The organism is Streptococcus australis, assembly GCF_015553625.1.
Classification (GTDB): domain Bacteria; phylum Bacillota; class Bacilli; order Lactobacillales; family Streptococcaceae; genus Streptococcus; species Streptococcus australis_B.
Window position 1 is genome coordinate 101391 of the sequence record NZ_JADNGY010000007.1, and the last position, 14260, is coordinate 115650.

The following is a 14260-nucleotide window of genomic DNA, read 5'->3' on the forward strand; positions in this document are numbered from 1 at the left end:
AGGAAATATCGTGGGAATTCGTGTTTATAAACCAACAACAAACGGTCGCCGTAATATGACTTCTTTGGATTTCGCTGAAATCACAACAAGCACACCAGAGAAATCTTTGCTCGTTTCATTGAAGAGCAAAGCAGGTCGTAACAACAACGGACGTATCACAGTTCGTCACCAAGGTGGTGGACACAAACGTCATTACCGTTTGATTGACTTCAAACGTAACAAAGATAACGTTGAAGCCGTTGTAAAAACAATTGAGTACGATCCAAACCGTTCTGCAAACATCGCTTTGGTACACTACACTGATGGTGTGAAAGCTTACATCATCGCTCCAAAAGGTCTTGAAGTTGGTCAACGCATCGTTTCAGGTCCAGAAGCAGATATCAAAGTCGGAAACGCTCTTCCACTTGCTAACATTCCAGTTGGTACTTTGATCCACAACATCGAGTTGAAACCAGGTCGTGGTGGAGAATTGGTACGTGCTGCTGGAGCTTCTGCTCAAGTATTGGGTGCTGAAGGTAAATATGTTCTTGTTCGTCTTCAATCAGGCGAAGTTCGTATGATCCTTGGTACTTGTCGTGCTACAGTTGGTGTTGTCGGAAACGAACAACATGGGCTTGTAAACCTTGGTAAAGCTGGTCGTAGCCGTTGGAAAGGTATCCGTCCAACAGTTCGTGGTTCTGTAATGAACCCGAATGATCACCCACACGGTGGTGGTGAAGGTAAAGCACCAGTTGGTCGTAAAGCGCCATCTACTCCATGGGGCAAACCTGCTCTTGGTCTTAAAACTCGTAACAAGAAAGCGAAATCAGACAAACTTATCGTTCGTCGTCGCAACGAGAAATAATTTAGAACTAGTCGCTTAAGCGCTAGATGATCCGCCAGCTCGGTAGCGCTCCTTGTGAGCGCAAGCCGCTGTGGTACTATATTTAAAGGAGAAAATAATAAAATGGGACGCAGTCTTAAAAAAGGACCTTTCGTCGATGAGCATTTGATGAAAAAAGTTGAAGCTCAAGCTAACGACGAAAAGAAAAAAGTTATCAAAACTTGGTCACGTCGTTCAACGATCTTCCCAAGTTTCATTGGTTACACTATCGCAGTTTATGATGGACGTAAACACGTACCTGTTTACATCCAAGAAGACATGGTAGGTCACAAGCTTGGTGAATTTGCACCAACTCGTACTTACAAAGGTCACGCTGCAGATGACAAGAAGACACGTAGAAAATAAGGAGAACATAAATGGCAGAAATTACTTCAGCTAAAGCAATGGCTCGTACAGTGCGTGTTTCACCTCGTAAATCACGTCTTGTTCTTGACAACATCCGTGGTAAAAGCGTAGCCGATGCAGTAGCAATCTTGAAATTCACTCCAAACAAAGCAGCTGAAATCATCTTGAAAGTGTTGAACTCAGCAGTAGCAAACGCTGAAAACAACTTTGGTTTGGAAAAAGCAAACTTGGTAGTATCTGAAGCATTCGCAAACGAAGGACCAACGATGAAACGTTTCCGTCCACGTGCGAAAGGTTCAGCTTCACCAATCAACAAACGCACAAGCCACATCACAGTGGTTGTGACAGAAAAATAAGGAGGTAACATCGTGGGTCAAAAAGTACATCCAATTGGAATGCGTGTCGGCATCATCCGTGATTGGGATGCCAAATGGTATGCTGAAAAAGAATACGCGGATTACCTTCATGAAGATCTTGCAATCCGCAAATTTATTCAAAAAGAATTAGCTGACGCAGCGGTTTCTACTATCGAAATCGAACGCGCAGTAAACAAAGTTAACGTTTCACTTCACACTGCTAAACCAGGTATGGTTATCGGTAAAGGTGGAGCAAACGTCGATGCACTTCGTGCAGCTCTTAATAAATTGACAGGTAAACAAGTTCACATCAACATCATCGAGATCAAACGTCCTGACTTGGATGCTCACCTTGTTGGTGAAGGAATTGCTCGTCAATTGGAGCAACGTGTGGCTTTCCGTCGTGCTCAAAAACAAGCGATCCAACGTACTATGCGCGCAGGAGCTAAAGGAATCAAAACCCAAGTATCAGGTCGTTTGAACGGTGCAGATATTGCCCGTGCTGAAGGATACTCTGAAGGTACAGTTCCACTCCACACACTTCGCGCAGACATCGATTACGCTTGGGAAGAAGCAGATACAACTTACGGTAAACTTGGTGTTAAAGTATGGATCTACCGTGGTGAAGTTCTTCCAGCTCGTAAAGACGCTAAAGGAGGTAAATAACCAATGTTAGTACCTAAACGTGTAAAACACCGTCGCGAATTCCGTGGTAAAATGCGCGGTGAAGCAAAAGGTGGAAAAGAAGTATCATTCGGTGAATACGGTCTTCAGGCTACAACTAGCCACTGGATCACTAACCGCCAAATCGAAGCTGCTCGTATTGCCATGACTCGTTACATGAAACGTGGTGGTAAGGTTTGGATCAAAATCTTCCCACACAAATCATACACCGCTAAAGCTATCGGGGTACGTATGGGATCTGGTAAAGGGGCACCTGAAGGTTGGGTAGCACCAGTTAAACGTGGTAAAGTAATGTTTGAAGTTGCTGGTGTATCTGAAGAGATCGCTCGCGAAGCGCTTCGTCTTGCAAGCCACAAATTGCCAGTTAAATGTAAATTCGTAAAACGTGAAGCAAAATAAGGAGAGGTCATGAAACTTACAGAAGTAAAAGAATTTGTTAAAGAACTTCGTGGTCTTTCTCAAGAAGAACTCGCGAAGCGTGAAAATGAATTGAAAAAAGAATTGTTTGAACTTCGTTTCCAAGCTGCTGCAGGTCAATTGGAGCAAACTGGACGTTTGAAAGAAGTGAAAAAACAAATCGCTCGTATCAAAACTGTTCAATCAGAAGCTAAATAATAGACTAGGGAAGGAGAATTTCAATGGAACGCAATAATCGTAAAGTTCTTGTTGGACGCGTTGTGTCTGACAAAATGGACAAAACAATCACAGTTGTAGTTGAAACTAAACGTAACCACCCAGTCTATGGTAAACGTATCAACTATTCTAAAAAATACAAAGCTCATGATGAAAACAACGTTGCCAAAGAAGGCGATATCGTTCGTATCATGGAAACTCGTCCGCTTTCAGCTACAAAACGCTTCCGTCTTGTAGAAGTTGTTGAAGAAGCGGTTATCATCTAATCAAACCTGAAAGGAGAAAACTGAAATGATTCAAACAGAAACTCGTTTGAAAGTCGCAGACAACAGCGGTGCTCGCGAAATCTTGACTATCAAAGTTCTTGGTGGTTCAGGACGTAAATTTGCAAACATCGGTGATATTATTGTGGCATCTGTAAAACAAGCTACTCCTGGTGGTGCGGTTAAAAAAGGTGACGTTGTAAAAGCTGTTATCGTTCGTACTAAATCAGGTGCTCGTCGTAAAGATGGTTCATACATCAAATTCGACGAAAATGCTGCAGTGATCATCCGTGAAGACAAAACTCCTCGCGGAACTCGTATCTTTGGCCCAGTCGCTCGCGAATTGCGTGACGGTGGTTTCATGAAGATCGTATCACTTGCTCCAGAAGTACTTTAATTTTTAAAAAAATCACAAACACAGTCCCCTGGCTCATTGGCCAGGGTGCCCATCGGGCGTAAGAATAAAAGGAGAATAAAATGTTTGTAAAAACTGGCGACAAAGTTCGTGTAATTGCTGGTAAAGACAAAGGTGTTGAAGCTAAAGTCGTTGCTGCTCTTCCAAAAGTAAATAAAGTTGTTGTTGAAGGTGTAAACCTTGTTAAAAAACACCAACGTCCAAATAACGAAAACCCTCAAGGTGCTATCATCGAAAAAGAAGCTCCAATCCACGTATCAAACGTTCAAGTCTTGGACAAGAACGGTGTTGCTGGACGTGTTGGCTACAAATTCGTAGACGGCAAAAAAGTTCGTTATAACAAAAAATCAGGCGAAGTGCTTGACTAATCACGAAGGAAAGGAGAAGTATAATGGCTAATCGTTTAAAAGAAAAATACCTTAATGAAGTAGTTCCAGCTTTGACTGAACAATTTAACTACTCATCAGTTATGGCAGTGCCAAAAGTTGATAAGATCGTTTTGAACATGGGTGTTGGAGATGCTGTTTCTAACGCTAAAAACCTTGAGAAAGCTGCTGAAGAATTGGCATTGATCTCAGGTCAAAAACCACTTATCACAAAAGCTAAAAAATCAATCGCCGGCTTCCGTCTTCGTGAAGGTGTAGCGATCGGTGCGAAAGTAACTCTTCGTGGCGAACGTATGTACGAATTCTTGGACAAATTGGTTTCAGTTTCACTTCCACGTGTTCGTGACTTCCATGGTGTTCCAACAAAATCATTTGACGGACGCGGAAACTACACACTTGGTGTGAAAGAACAATTGATCTTCCCAGAAATCAACTTTGATGATGTTGATAAAACTCGTGGTTTGGATATCGTAATCGTAACTACTGCGAACACAGACGAAGAATCACGTGCATTGCTTACTGGCCTTGGTATGCCGTTTGCAAAATAATATAGGAGGTAAAACTAATGGCTAAAAAATCTATGATTGCTAAGAACAAACGCCCAGCGAAGTTCTCTACTCAAGCATACACTCGCTGTGAACGTTGTGGACGTCCACACTCAGTTTACCGCAAGTTTAAACTTTGCCGTGTTTGCTTCCGTGAATTGGCATACAAAGGACAAATCCCTGGTGTCACTAAAGCATCTTGGTAATTTAAGATATCAAGGGCGTTAAAACTCCAAGTGAAAATAGGAAACTTGACGGAGAAACTCTAGTTTCTAGGAAAGTTTATCTTTTTCACACAGAGTTTAGCCCGGGTTCGGTTGGGCTTGCCAATTTGAACACGAGCTACAGCTTTGGCAAAAAAGACCAATTTATTTCGGAGCAGAGCTCCTACACTAAATTGCCTATTTTTGCTCGTGCTGTTACGCTCTTTGTATCATGTATTAACTAGCAAGTGAAACATTCAAACTACTAGTAAGAGGAGAAATATAAAATGGTTATGACTGACCCAATCGCAGACTTCCTAACTCGTATTCGTAACGCTAACCAAGCAAAACACGAAGTACTTGAAGTACCTGCATCAAACATCAAAAAAGGGATTGCTGAAATCCTTAAACGCGAAGGTTTTGTAAAAAACGTTGAAGTAATCGAAGATGACAAACAAGGTATCATCCGCGTGTTCTTGAAATACGGAGCAAACGGTGAAAAAGTTATCACAAACTTGAAACGTGTTTCTAAACCAGGTTTGCGTGTTTACAAAAAACGTGAAGATCTTCCAAAAGTTCTTAACGGACTTGGAATTGCTATCCTGTCAACTTCTGAAGGTTTGCTTACTGATAAAGAAGCACGCCAAAAGAACGTTGGTGGGGAAGTTATCGCTTACGTTTGGTAATTTATGATGTGAGAGCGTTAAAAGAATGCAGTGAAAATAGGAAGTTTGTAGAAGGAGCGATGCTCCAAGACAAACTTATCTTTTTCACCAAATTCTTAGCTCGAACTCAAATCAAGATACACAGTTCTTAGAGCGTGTTCAGTTCAGCTCTTGAACTAAATAAGTATCTTAAACCCCGTGAAAACTGGCCTTCAAAGGCCTGACAATTTAACAGGAGAATAAAAACATGTCACGTATTGGTAATAAAGTTATCGTGTTGCCTGCTGGTGTTGAACTCACTAACAATGACAACGTTGTAACTGTAAAAGGACCTAAAGGAGAACTTACTCGTGAGTTCTCAAAAGATATTGAAATCCGTGTGGAAGGTACTGAAGTAACTCTTCACCGTCCAAACGATTCAAAAGAAATGAAAACTATCCACGGAACTACTCGTGCCCTTTTGAACAACATGGTTGTTGGTGTATCAGAAGGATTCAAGAAAGAACTTGAAATGCGCGGGGTTGGTTACCGTGCACAACTTCAAGGAAACAAACTTGTCTTGGCTGTAGGTAAATCTCATCCAGACGAAGTTGAAGCTCCAGAAGGAATTACTTTTGAACTTCCAAACCCAACGACTATCGTTATCAGCGGAATTTCAAAAGAAGTAGTTGGTCAAACAGCTGCTTACGTACGTAGCCTTCGTTCACCAGAACCTTACAAAGGTAAAGGGATCCGTTACGTTGGTGAATTCGTTCGCCGTAAAGAAGGTAAAACAGGTAAATAATGTAGATTGGTTGTTTTTCAACCAATCTTCATCTTACCAACTCAGTGCTTAGCACATGATTTTAAAATTAAGAGGTGAAAATTGTGATTTCGAAACCAGATAAAAATAAAATCCGTCAAAAACGCCACCGTCGCGTTCGCGGAAAACTCTCTGGAACTGCTGATCGCCCACGTTTGAACGTATTCCGTTCTAATACAGGCATCTACGCTCAAGTAATTGATGACGTAGCGGGTGTAACGCTCGCAAGCGCTTCAACTCTTGACAAAGAAGTTTCAAAAGGAACTAAAACTGAACAAGCCGTTGTTGTCGGCAAACTTGTTGCTGAACGTGCAGTTGCTAAAGGTATTTCTGAAGTGGTGTTCGACCGCGGTGGATATCTATATCACGGACGTGTTAAAGCTTTGGCTGATGCAGCTCGTGAAAACGGATTGAAATTCTAATAGGAGGACACTAGAAAATGGCATTTAAAGACAATGCAGTTGAACTTGAAGAACGCGTAGTTGCCATCAACCGTGTTACAAAAGTTGTTAAAGGTGGACGTCGTCTTCGCTTTGCAGCTCTTGTAGTTGTTGGTGACCGTAACGGACGTGTTGGTTTTGGTACAGGTAAAGCTCAAGAAGTACCAGAAGCAATCCGTAAAGCAGTAGAAGATGCTAAGAAAAACTTGATTGAAGTTCCTATGGTTGGAACAACAATTCCTCACGAAGTAACATCAGTGTTTGGTGGAGCTCGTGTATTGTTGAAACCAGCTATCGAAGGGGCTGGGGTTGCTGCAGGTGGTGCAGTTCGTGCCGTTGTTGAATTGGCAGGTATTGCAGATGTAACATCTAAATCACTTGGATCAAACACTCCAATCAACATTGTTCGTGCAACAGTGGAAGGTTTAGCTCAATTGAAACGCGCTGAAGAAGTTGCTGCCCTTCGTGGTATTTCAGTTTCTGACTTGGCTTAAGAAAGGAGATTCAAATGGCTCAAATTAAAATTACTTTGACTAAGTCTCCAATCGGACGCATCCCGTCACAACGTAAAACTGTTGTAGCACTTGGACTTGGCAAATTGAACAGCTCTGTTATTAAAGAAGATAACCCAGCAGTACGTGGTATGATTACTGCAGTATCTCACTTGGTAACAGTTGAAGAAGTAAAATAATCTATTTTGAAATAGAACAAGGTTTTCAGGGGTATGAGAAATTTCTCATCCCCTAAAACTAAATATAAGTATAGGCGAGTTTGTAGTCGGGACACCTTTTCCTGATTACATGCGTTAGCAATTTACAAAAGAGGAGAAAATAATAATGAAACTTCATGAATTACAACCTGCTGCAGGTTCACGTAAAGTCCGCAACCGTGTTGGTCGTGGTACTTCATCTGGTAATGGTAAAACTTCTGGCCGTGGTCAAAAAGGTCAAAAAGCTCGTAGCGGTGGCGGTGTACGTCTTGGTTTTGAAGGTGGACAAACTCCATTGTTCCGTCGTCTTCCAAAACGTGGATTTACAAACATCAACGCTAAAGAATATGCGATTGTAAACCTTGATCAGTTGAACGTCTTCGAAGATGGTGCTGAAGTAACACCAGTTGTACTTGTTGAAGCAGGTATTGTAAAAGCTGAAAAATCAGGAATTAAAATTCTTGGTAACGGAGAATTGACTAAGAAATTGTCTGTTAAGGCAGCTAAATTCTCTAAATCAGCTGAAGAAGCTATCACTGCTAAAGGTGGTTCAGTAGAAGTCATCTAAGAGGGGTGACCTATGTTCTTTAAATTATTAAAAGATGCATTTAAGGTTAAACAAGTACGATCAAAAATTTTATTTACTATTTTTATCATACTTGTCTTCCGAATTGGGACCACGATTACGGTTCCTGGTGTGAATGCGAAGATCCTTAACAACTTACAAGATGTTTCCTTCTTGAATATGATGAGCTTGGTGTCAGGGAATGCTATGAGAAACTTCTCTGTCTTCGCCCTCGGGGTGAGTCCTTACATCACGGCTTCCATCGTAGTTCAGCTCCTTCAAATGGATTTGCTTCCAAAGTTTGTTGAGTGGGGGAAACAAGGAGAAGTTGGGCGGAGAAAGTTAAATCAGGCAACGCGCTATATTGCTTTGGTTCTAGCTTTCGTTCAATCCATTGGAATTACAGCTACTTTCCATACTTTGTCACAAGCTAAATTAGTATCGACACCGAACGTTGAAACCTACATCTTAATTGGTGCAATTTTAACGACAGGTTCGATGATTGTGACCTGGTTGGGAGAACAGATTTCAGACAAAGGATACGGAAACGGTGTTTCTATGATCATCTTTGCGGGGATTGTTTCTTCCATCCCAGAAATGATCAAAGGTGTTTATGAAGATTCATTTGTCAACGTCCGTTCTGGACAATTGAACAATTCACTAATTTTCGTAGGTGTATTAATCTTAGCGGTATTAGTGATTATCTACTTCACAACCTTTGTGGAACAAGCACAGTATAAAATTCCAATTCAATACACAAAGATTGCACAAGGAGCACCATCTAGCTCATATCTTCCACTGAAGGTAAATCCAGCTGGAGTGATTCCTGTCATCTTTGCTAGTTCGATCACAGCTGCACCGGCAGCAATTTTCCAAGTCATTAGTGCCATGGGTTACAATGCTGGATGGGTTCGAACAGCACAATCTATGTTAGCAACCAATACACCAACAGGTGTAGCAATGTATGCTTTGCTAATCATTTTGTTTACTTTCTTCTACACCTTTGTACAGATTAACCCAGAAAAAACTGCGGAAAATCTACAAAAGAGTGGTGCCTACATTCCAGGTGTGCGTCCTGGTAAGGGAACAGAAGACTACATGTCGCGTCTTCTTAGACGTTTGGCTACAGTTGGTTCTCTCTTCCTTGGATTCATCACTATTATTCCAATCCTTGCTCGGGATGTCTTTGGTTTAACAGATACAGTTGCTCTCGGAGGAACTAGTCTCTTGATCATCATCTCAACTGGTATTGAAGGAATGAAACAATTAGAAGGTTACTTATTGAAACGCAAATACATTGGTTTCATGGATACAACAGAATAGAATTAGGTTGACATTGTCAACCTTCTATTTTGTTTTTGAATAAGTTTGTTAGATCGTAACAGACTTATTTAAAAACAAAATAAGGAGCAAATGATTATGAATCTATTAATCATGGGATTGCCTGGAGCAGGTAAGGGGACACAAGCGGCTAAGATTGTCGAACAATTTCAAGTTGCACATATCTCAACTGGGGATATGTTCCGTGCTGCAATGGCCAATCAAACCGAAATGGGTGTGTTGGCAAAATCATTCATCGATAAAGGTGAATTGGTGCCGGATGATGTGACAAACGGGATTGTAAAAGAACGTTTGGCTCAAGACGATATTAAGGAAAAAGGATTCCTCTTAGATGGTTTCCCTCGTACAATTGAACAAGCACATGCTTTGGATCAAATCTTGGTCGACCTTGGTCTTGAACTTGAGGGAGTGATCAACATCGAAGTAGATCCATCTTGCCTTCTTGAACGCTTGAGTGGACGTATTATTCACCGTGAAACAGGTGAAACCTACCATAAGGTATTCAATCCACCAGCTGATTACAAGGAAGAAGACTATTACCAACGTGAGGACGATAAACCAGAAACGGTTAAACGTCGCTTGGATGTGAATATTGCTCAAGGTGAGCCAATTCTTGCTCATTATCGTGCAAAAGGGTTAGTCCATGATATCGAAGGAAATCAAGACATTAACGACGTCTTTAAAGATATCCAAAAAGTCTTGGAGAATTTGAAATAAAAACGTTTTAGTCACTTGCAATAATTGACAACAAGTGATACAATGAATTAGTCTGACTTATAATTGTTACCTCTGTGCTCAGAGGAATGAATCGAAATTTATGGAGGTACTTTTGCGTGGCAAAAGACGATGTGATTGAAGTAGAAGGCAAAGTAGTCGATACGATGCCGAATGCTATGTTTACGGTTGAACTTGAAAATGGACATCAGATTTTAGCAACAGTTTCTGGTAAAATTCGTAAAAACTATATTCGTATTTTAGCGGGAGATCGTGTTACAGTGGAGATGAGTCCGTACGATTTGACACGTGGACGTATCACATACCGCTTTAAATAATCGAAAAACTTGGAGGGATAAAAATGAAAGTAAGACCATCGGTCAAACCAATTTGCGAATACTGTAAAGTAATTCGTCGTAATGGTCGTGTTATGGTAATTTGCCCAGCAAATCCAAAACACAAACAACGTCAAGGATAAGATAGAAAGGAGAAAACATGGCTCGTATTGCTGGAGTTGACATTCCAAATGACAAACGTGTAGTAATTTCATTGACTTATGTATACGGTATCGGACTTCCAACATCTAAGAAAATTCTTGCTGCTGCAGGCGTTTCTGAAGATATTCGTGTTCGCGACCTTACACCAGATCAAGAAGATGCTATCCGTCGTGAAGTTGACGCAATTAAAGTAGAAGGTGACCTTCGTCGTGAAGTGAACTTGAACATTAAACGTTTGATGGAAATCGGTTCATACCGTGGTATCCGTCACCGTCGTGGACTTCCTGTTCGTGGACAAAACACTAAAAACAATGCTCGCACTCGTAAAGGTAAAGCTGTTGCGATTGCTGGTAAGAAAAAATAAGAAAATAAAATAAGGAGGTAAAAATCTTGGCTAAACCAACACGTAAACGTCGTGTGAAAAAGAATATCGAATCAGGTATTGCTCATATTCACGCAACATTTAATAACACAATTGTTATGATTACTGATGTGCATGGTAACGCAATTGCATGGTCATCTGCAGGTGCTCTTGGTTTCAAAGGTTCTCGTAAATCTACACCATTTGCTGCACAAATGGCATCAGAAGCTGCTGCAAAATCAGCTCAAGAACATGGTCTTAAATCAGTAGAAGTTACTGTTAAAGGTCCTGGTTCTGGTCGTGAGTCTGCTATTCGTGCTCTTGCTGCTGCTGGTCTTGAAGTTACTGCAATCCGCGATGTGACTCCTGTGCCACACAATGGTGCTCGTCCTCCAAAACGTCGCCGTGTATAATCATCAACAATTACACAGCTTTTCGTTTCAGAGGGAGTATAGCAAATGATTGAGTTTGAAAAACCAAATATAACAAAAATTGATGAAAATAAAGATTACGGTGTATTTGTAGTAGAACCACTTGAACGTGGTTATGGTACAACACTAGGGAACTCTCTTCGTCGCGTATTATTAGCTTCACTTCCAGGTGCTGCTGTTACTTCAATTAACATTGAAGGTGTATTGCACGAATTTGATACAGTTCCAGGTGTCCGTGAAGACGTTATGCAAATCATTCTTAACGTTAAAGGGATCGCTGTAAAATCTTACGTCCAAGACGAAAAGATTATTGAACTTGATGTAGAAGGTCCTGCAGAAGTGACTGCTGGAGATATTCTTACAGATAGTGATATTGAAATTGTAAACCCTGATCATTATCTTTTCACAATCGGTGAAGGATCAAGCTTCAAAGCGACTTTGACTGTAAACAGCGGTCGTGGTTATGTTCCAGCTGATCAAAATAAAAAAGATGATGCACCAGTAGGAACACTTGCTGTAGATTCAATCTATACGCCAGTGACAAAAGTTAATTACCAAGTTGAACCAGCTCGCGTTGGTAGCAACGATGGTTTTGACAAACTAACCCTTGAAATCTTAACAAATGGAACAATTATTCCAGAAGATGCTTTAGGTTTATCTGCTCGTATTTTGACAGAACACCTTAACCTCTTTACGAACTTAACAGAAATCGCGATTGCGACAGATGTTATGAAGGAAGTAGATACAGCATCAGATGATCGAGTACTAGAACGTACCATCGAAGAATTGGATCTTTCTGTTCGTTCATATAACTGTTTGAAACGTGCCGGTATCAATACTGTGTATGATTTGACAGAAAAATCTGAACCAGAAATGATGAAGGTTCGTAACCTTGGACGTAAGAGTCTCGAAGAAGTTAAAGTTAAGCTTGCCGATTTAGGCCTTGGGCTAAAAAACGATAAATAGAGGAGGAATACATGGCTTACCGTAAACTAGGACGCACTAGCTCACAACGTAAAGCAATGCTTCGTGATTTGACTACAGATCTTATCATCAATGAAGCAATCGTAACAACTGAAGCACGTGCAAAAGAAATCCGTAAATCAGTTGAAAAAATGATTACTTTAGGTAAACGTGGTGACTTGCATGCACGTCGTCAAGCAGCTGCTTACGTACGTAACGAAGTTGCATCACAAAACTTTGATGAAGAAACTGGTAAATATTCAGAAACAACTGCACTTCAAAAATTGTTCTCTGAACTTGCACCACGTTATGCTGAGCGCAATGGTGGATATACTCGTATCCTTAAAACTGAACCACGCCGTGGGGATGCTGCGCCAATGGCAATTATCGAATTAGTATAAAATCATCAATTTTGTTGAGTGTTATGATGTTGGAAGAACTGAATGGTTCTTCTTAGTCTAGCTCTGGTCTGCCGCTAGGATTTATCCTAGCGGTAACACTCATCATATTGAGGTAAATGGTAGACGCTTGTTTACGAAATTGCTTTAATTTAAAACAATTTCGTAAGCAGGCGTTTTTTTGATATAATAGAAGAGTTATGACAGTAAAAGAAAAATCAAAAGCACTCGCCCAGCAATTATTGGCAAAGCGTTACCTTGCCTCGCTGAAAAATAATCCAGAGCAGTACATTGGGGTTGAACTCGAATTTCCAATCGTAAATACAATGGGGAATAAAACGGATGTACTGGTTACAAAGGCTCTTTTTAGGTATCTACAAGAAGTTGAAGAGTTTATTGCGATTAAACAAGATGAAGATGGGAATCCAGTCCAGTTACAACATAAAATAAACAAAGATCAAATTGTATTTGAGTTATCTTACAATACCATTGAATTTGCTTTTGAAAAGACTAAAACCATCCAAGAAGTCGAAAGACGGTTGCAACACTATTTAGGAATCATTCAACCATTCTTAAGAGAGAGGCAGCATCAAATAGAAGGAAAAGGCATCCATCCTTATTGGAGAATAAATGAAAATCAACCTGTAAAAATTGATCGTTATAAAATGCTGATTCAATTCTTACAACTGTCTGGACAAGATCCTAACCATCGATTCCATGATTATCCAGACTATGGAACCTTTATTTGTGGCAATCAAGTACAATTAGATGTTTCAAGAACGAATTACTTGGAAATAATTAATGCGATGAATAAGGTAGAGCCAGCAAAAGCATATCTGTTTGCTAATTCCATTTTCGATGGAGAAGACTGGGATACGAAGATCTCAAGAGATATTTTCTGGGAAGATTCCATGCATGGCTATTATCAGGAAAATGTTGGTGTAAATCCTAAAGAGTTTATAAATGAAAAGGACTTTCTAGAATATTTAGCGAAGACAGCCTTGTTTTATGTTTATCGTGAGAATGAAATCTTATATTTCGAACCTATTAGAGTAGAGGATTATCTCGCAAAAGAAAAAATAGTAGCCTATCGCTTAGATAGATCTAGACAAGAAATAAAACCGCAAGAAGAGGACCTAAAGAATCATAGAAGCTACCATTTTCAAGATTTAACAACAAGAGGAACCATCGAATATAGAAGTGTTTGTACTCAACCATTAAATAAAACATTTGCACCAATTGCATTTCATGTCGGATTGCATCATAATATCAAAGAATTAGACGAGTATTTAGCTCAAAATATAGTTTTTGATTTTAGTAAAGAAAATCCGAAAGAATTAAGAAGGCAATATTCGAAAAAACAGTTAACTGAAAGTGAATTGGTGAAAATTAAACAATATTCGTTAGATCTGTTAAAAATATCAAAAAGAGGATTGATGGATCGTGGAAACCAAGAAGAGGTTTATATCGAAGAAATCATAAAAGAGCTTGGGAAATGCTGATTTAACAGCATTTCCTTTTTTAAAATCAAAAAAACAACAAAAAATTTAAAAAAATAGAAAAAAGATATTGACAAGTTTTCATGGTCGTGATATACTAATATAGTTGTCGCGCGAGAGCGACAAAGACCTTTGAAAACTGAACAAGACGAACCAATGTGC

At 40.0% G+C, this 14260-nt stretch carries 26 protein-coding genes; all 26 read left to right on the forward strand.

The window, feature by feature from the left end; translation table 11 throughout:
* Positions 1-10 precede the first annotated feature (10 nt).
* The 26 genes from rplB (at position 11) to I2D56_RS07575 (ending at position 14101) form a co-directional block, all read left to right on the forward strand.
* Positions 11-844: a 50S ribosomal protein L2 gene (gene rplB, locus I2D56_RS07450; RefSeq protein ID WP_048690562.1), complete on the forward strand. Its 834-nt coding sequence runs from the start codon at positions 11-13 to the stop codon at positions 842-844.
* A gap of 102 nt (positions 845-946) precedes the next feature.
* Positions 947-1228 (forward strand): 30S ribosomal protein S19, encoded by a 282-nt coding sequence (gene rpsS, locus I2D56_RS07455; protein WP_000533766.1) that lies wholly within the window; start codon positions 947-949, stop codon positions 1226-1228.
* 11 nt (positions 1229-1239) lie between these two features.
* The gene (gene rplV / locus I2D56_RS07460) at positions 1240-1584 is read left to right on the forward strand and encodes a 50S ribosomal protein L22 (RefSeq protein WP_006595188.1); all 345 of its coding nucleotides are present in this window, start codon (positions 1240-1242) and stop codon (positions 1582-1584) included.
* Positions 1585-1596: 12 nt separating this feature from the next.
* On the forward strand, positions 1597-2250 hold the full coding sequence (gene rpsC / locus I2D56_RS07465) for a 30S ribosomal protein S3 (RefSeq protein ID WP_006595187.1): 654 nt from the start codon (positions 1597-1599) through the stop codon (positions 2248-2250).
* A 3-nt stretch (positions 2251-2253) separates the two neighbouring features.
* Positions 2254-2667 carry a 50S ribosomal protein L16 gene (rplP, locus tag I2D56_RS07470; protein WP_023024998.1) on the forward strand — a complete coding sequence of 138 codons (414 nt, stop codon included), beginning with the start codon at positions 2254-2256 and terminating at the stop codon, positions 2665-2667.
* A 9-nt stretch (positions 2668-2676) separates the two neighbouring features.
* The gene (gene rpmC, locus I2D56_RS07475; protein WP_003002350.1) at positions 2677-2883 is read left to right on the forward strand and encodes a 50S ribosomal protein L29; all 207 of its coding nucleotides are present in this window, start codon (positions 2677-2679) and stop codon (positions 2881-2883) included.
* Positions 2884-2906: 23 nt separating this feature from the next.
* A complete protein-coding gene (gene rpsQ, locus I2D56_RS07480) occupies positions 2907-3167 on the forward strand; it encodes a 30S ribosomal protein S17 (protein ID WP_000440801.1) in 261 nt (86 codons plus the stop codon).
* A gap of 25 nt (positions 3168-3192) precedes the next feature.
* Entirely contained in the window at positions 3193-3561 is a 369-nt protein-coding gene (gene rplN / locus I2D56_RS07485) for a 50S ribosomal protein L14 (RefSeq protein WP_195348278.1), read from the forward strand.
* Positions 3562-3641: 80 nt separating this feature from the next.
* Positions 3642-3947, forward strand: a complete 306-nt coding sequence (gene rplX, locus I2D56_RS07490; RefSeq protein ID WP_006595185.1) for a 50S ribosomal protein L24 — start codon at positions 3642-3644, stop codon at positions 3945-3947.
* Between the two features lie 23 nt (positions 3948-3970).
* Positions 3971-4513, forward strand: coding sequence for a 50S ribosomal protein L5 (gene rplE, locus I2D56_RS07495; protein ID WP_006595184.1), 543 nt, complete (start codon positions 3971-3973; stop codon positions 4511-4513).
* 17 nt (positions 4514-4530) lie between these two features.
* Positions 4531-4716 (forward strand): type Z 30S ribosomal protein S14, encoded by a 186-nt coding sequence (locus tag I2D56_RS07500; protein ID WP_001085699.1) that lies wholly within the window; start codon positions 4531-4533, stop codon positions 4714-4716.
* 284 nt (positions 4717-5000) lie between these two features.
* The gene (gene rpsH, locus I2D56_RS07505; RefSeq protein WP_006595183.1) at positions 5001-5399 is read left to right on the forward strand and encodes a 30S ribosomal protein S8; all 399 of its coding nucleotides are present in this window, start codon (positions 5001-5003) and stop codon (positions 5397-5399) included.
* 226 nt (positions 5400-5625) lie between these two features.
* On the forward strand, positions 5626-6162 hold the full coding sequence (rplF, locus tag I2D56_RS07510; RefSeq protein ID WP_009732027.1) for a 50S ribosomal protein L6: 537 nt from the start codon (positions 5626-5628) through the stop codon (positions 6160-6162).
* 83 nt (positions 6163-6245) lie between these two features.
* Positions 6246-6602 carry a 50S ribosomal protein L18 gene (rplR, locus tag I2D56_RS07515; protein WP_003010871.1) on the forward strand — a complete coding sequence of 119 codons (357 nt, stop codon included), beginning with the start codon at positions 6246-6248 and terminating at the stop codon, positions 6600-6602.
* Between the two features lie 17 nt (positions 6603-6619).
* Positions 6620-7114, forward strand: coding sequence for a 30S ribosomal protein S5 (gene rpsE, locus I2D56_RS07520; protein WP_006595182.1), 495 nt, complete (start codon positions 6620-6622; stop codon positions 7112-7114).
* Positions 7115-7128: 14 nt separating this feature from the next.
* Positions 7129-7311, forward strand: a complete 183-nt coding sequence (rpmD, locus tag I2D56_RS07525) for a 50S ribosomal protein L30 (protein WP_002894509.1) — start codon at positions 7129-7131, stop codon at positions 7309-7311.
* A 145-nt stretch (positions 7312-7456) separates the two neighbouring features.
* Positions 7457-7897 carry a 50S ribosomal protein L15 gene (rplO, locus tag I2D56_RS07530; RefSeq protein WP_006595181.1) on the forward strand — a complete coding sequence of 147 codons (441 nt, stop codon included), beginning with the start codon at positions 7457-7459 and terminating at the stop codon, positions 7895-7897.
* Between the two features lie 12 nt (positions 7898-7909).
* Positions 7910-9217 (forward strand): preprotein translocase subunit SecY, encoded by a 1308-nt coding sequence (secY, locus tag I2D56_RS07535; protein ID WP_195348279.1) that lies wholly within the window; start codon positions 7910-7912, stop codon positions 9215-9217.
* A gap of 96 nt (positions 9218-9313) precedes the next feature.
* Positions 9314-9952 carry an adenylate kinase gene (locus I2D56_RS07540; protein WP_006597039.1) on the forward strand — a complete coding sequence of 213 codons (639 nt, stop codon included), beginning with the start codon at positions 9314-9316 and terminating at the stop codon, positions 9950-9952.
* A 116-nt stretch (positions 9953-10068) separates the two neighbouring features.
* Entirely contained in the window at positions 10069-10287 is a 219-nt protein-coding gene (gene infA / locus I2D56_RS07545; protein WP_001029883.1) for a translation initiation factor IF-1, read from the forward strand.
* Positions 10288-10310: 23 nt separating this feature from the next.
* Positions 10311-10427, forward strand: coding sequence for a 50S ribosomal protein L36 (rpmJ, locus tag I2D56_RS07550; RefSeq protein WP_001808836.1), 117 nt, complete (start codon positions 10311-10313; stop codon positions 10425-10427).
* Positions 10428-10444: 17 nt separating this feature from the next.
* A complete protein-coding gene (gene rpsM, locus I2D56_RS07555) occupies positions 10445-10810 on the forward strand; it encodes a 30S ribosomal protein S13 (protein WP_003009631.1) in 366 nt (121 codons plus the stop codon).
* Between the two features lie 26 nt (positions 10811-10836).
* Positions 10837-11220 carry a 30S ribosomal protein S11 gene (gene rpsK, locus I2D56_RS07560; protein WP_001118385.1) on the forward strand — a complete coding sequence of 128 codons (384 nt, stop codon included), beginning with the start codon at positions 10837-10839 and terminating at the stop codon, positions 11218-11220.
* 45 nt (positions 11221-11265) lie between these two features.
* Positions 11266-12204 carry a DNA-directed RNA polymerase subunit alpha gene (locus I2D56_RS07565; protein WP_006595177.1) on the forward strand — a complete coding sequence of 313 codons (939 nt, stop codon included), beginning with the start codon at positions 11266-11268 and terminating at the stop codon, positions 12202-12204.
* Between the two features lie 11 nt (positions 12205-12215).
* Positions 12216-12602 (forward strand): 50S ribosomal protein L17, encoded by a 387-nt coding sequence (gene rplQ / locus I2D56_RS07570; RefSeq protein ID WP_006595176.1) that lies wholly within the window; start codon positions 12216-12218, stop codon positions 12600-12602.
* A gap of 197 nt (positions 12603-12799) precedes the next feature.
* Positions 12800-14101, forward strand: a complete 1302-nt coding sequence (locus I2D56_RS07575; RefSeq protein WP_195348280.1) for a glutamate-cysteine ligase family protein — start codon at positions 12800-12802, stop codon at positions 14099-14101.
* Positions 14102-14260 lie beyond the last annotated feature (159 nt).

What these genes read in the sequence shown, in the direction of transcription:
- rpsS (WP_000533766.1), top strand. Translation starts at nt 947, where the DNA reads ATGGGACGCAGTCTTAAAAAAGGACCTTTCGTCGATGAGCATTTGATG.
- rplV (WP_006595188.1), top strand. Translation starts at nt 1,240, where the DNA reads ATGGCAGAAATTACTTCAGCTAAAGCAATGGCTCGTACAGTGCGTGTT.
- rplP (WP_023024998.1), top strand. Translation starts at nt 2,254, where the DNA reads ATGTTAGTACCTAAACGTGTAAAACACCGTCGCGAATTCCGTGGTAAA.
- rpmC (WP_003002350.1), top strand. Translation starts at nt 2,677, where the DNA reads ATGAAACTTACAGAAGTAAAAGAATTTGTTAAAGAACTTCGTGGTCTT.
- rpsQ (WP_000440801.1), top strand. Translation starts at nt 2,907, where the DNA reads ATGGAACGCAATAATCGTAAAGTTCTTGTTGGACGCGTTGTGTCTGAC.
- rplN (WP_195348278.1), top strand. Translation starts at nt 3,193, where the DNA reads ATGATTCAAACAGAAACTCGTTTGAAAGTCGCAGACAACAGCGGTGCT.
- rplX (WP_006595185.1), top strand. Translation starts at nt 3,642, where the DNA reads ATGTTTGTAAAAACTGGCGACAAAGTTCGTGTAATTGCTGGTAAAGAC.
- rplE (WP_006595184.1), top strand. Translation starts at nt 3,971, where the DNA reads ATGGCTAATCGTTTAAAAGAAAAATACCTTAATGAAGTAGTTCCAGCT.
- I2D56_RS07500 (WP_001085699.1), top strand. Translation starts at nt 4,531, where the DNA reads ATGGCTAAAAAATCTATGATTGCTAAGAACAAACGCCCAGCGAAGTTC.
- rpsH (WP_006595183.1), top strand. Translation starts at nt 5,001, where the DNA reads ATGGTTATGACTGACCCAATCGCAGACTTCCTAACTCGTATTCGTAAC.
- rplF (WP_009732027.1), top strand. Translation starts at nt 5,626, where the DNA reads ATGTCACGTATTGGTAATAAAGTTATCGTGTTGCCTGCTGGTGTTGAA.
- rpsE (WP_006595182.1), top strand. Translation starts at nt 6,620, where the DNA reads ATGGCATTTAAAGACAATGCAGTTGAACTTGAAGAACGCGTAGTTGCC.
- rpmD (WP_002894509.1), top strand. Translation starts at nt 7,129, where the DNA reads ATGGCTCAAATTAAAATTACTTTGACTAAGTCTCCAATCGGACGCATC.
- rplO (WP_006595181.1), top strand. Translation starts at nt 7,457, where the DNA reads ATGAAACTTCATGAATTACAACCTGCTGCAGGTTCACGTAAAGTCCGC.
- secY (WP_195348279.1), top strand. Translation starts at nt 7,910, where the DNA reads ATGTTCTTTAAATTATTAAAAGATGCATTTAAGGTTAAACAAGTACGA.
- I2D56_RS07540 (WP_006597039.1), top strand. Translation starts at nt 9,314, where the DNA reads ATGAATCTATTAATCATGGGATTGCCTGGAGCAGGTAAGGGGACACAA.
- rpmJ (WP_001808836.1), top strand. Translation starts at nt 10,311, where the DNA reads ATGAAAGTAAGACCATCGGTCAAACCAATTTGCGAATACTGTAAAGTA.
- rpsM (WP_003009631.1), top strand. Translation starts at nt 10,445, where the DNA reads ATGGCTCGTATTGCTGGAGTTGACATTCCAAATGACAAACGTGTAGTA.
- I2D56_RS07565 (WP_006595177.1), top strand. Translation starts at nt 11,266, where the DNA reads ATGATTGAGTTTGAAAAACCAAATATAACAAAAATTGATGAAAATAAA.
- rplQ (WP_006595176.1), top strand. Translation starts at nt 12,216, where the DNA reads ATGGCTTACCGTAAACTAGGACGCACTAGCTCACAACGTAAAGCAATG.
- I2D56_RS07575 (WP_195348280.1), top strand. Translation starts at nt 12,800, where the DNA reads ATGACAGTAAAAGAAAAATCAAAAGCACTCGCCCAGCAATTATTGGCA.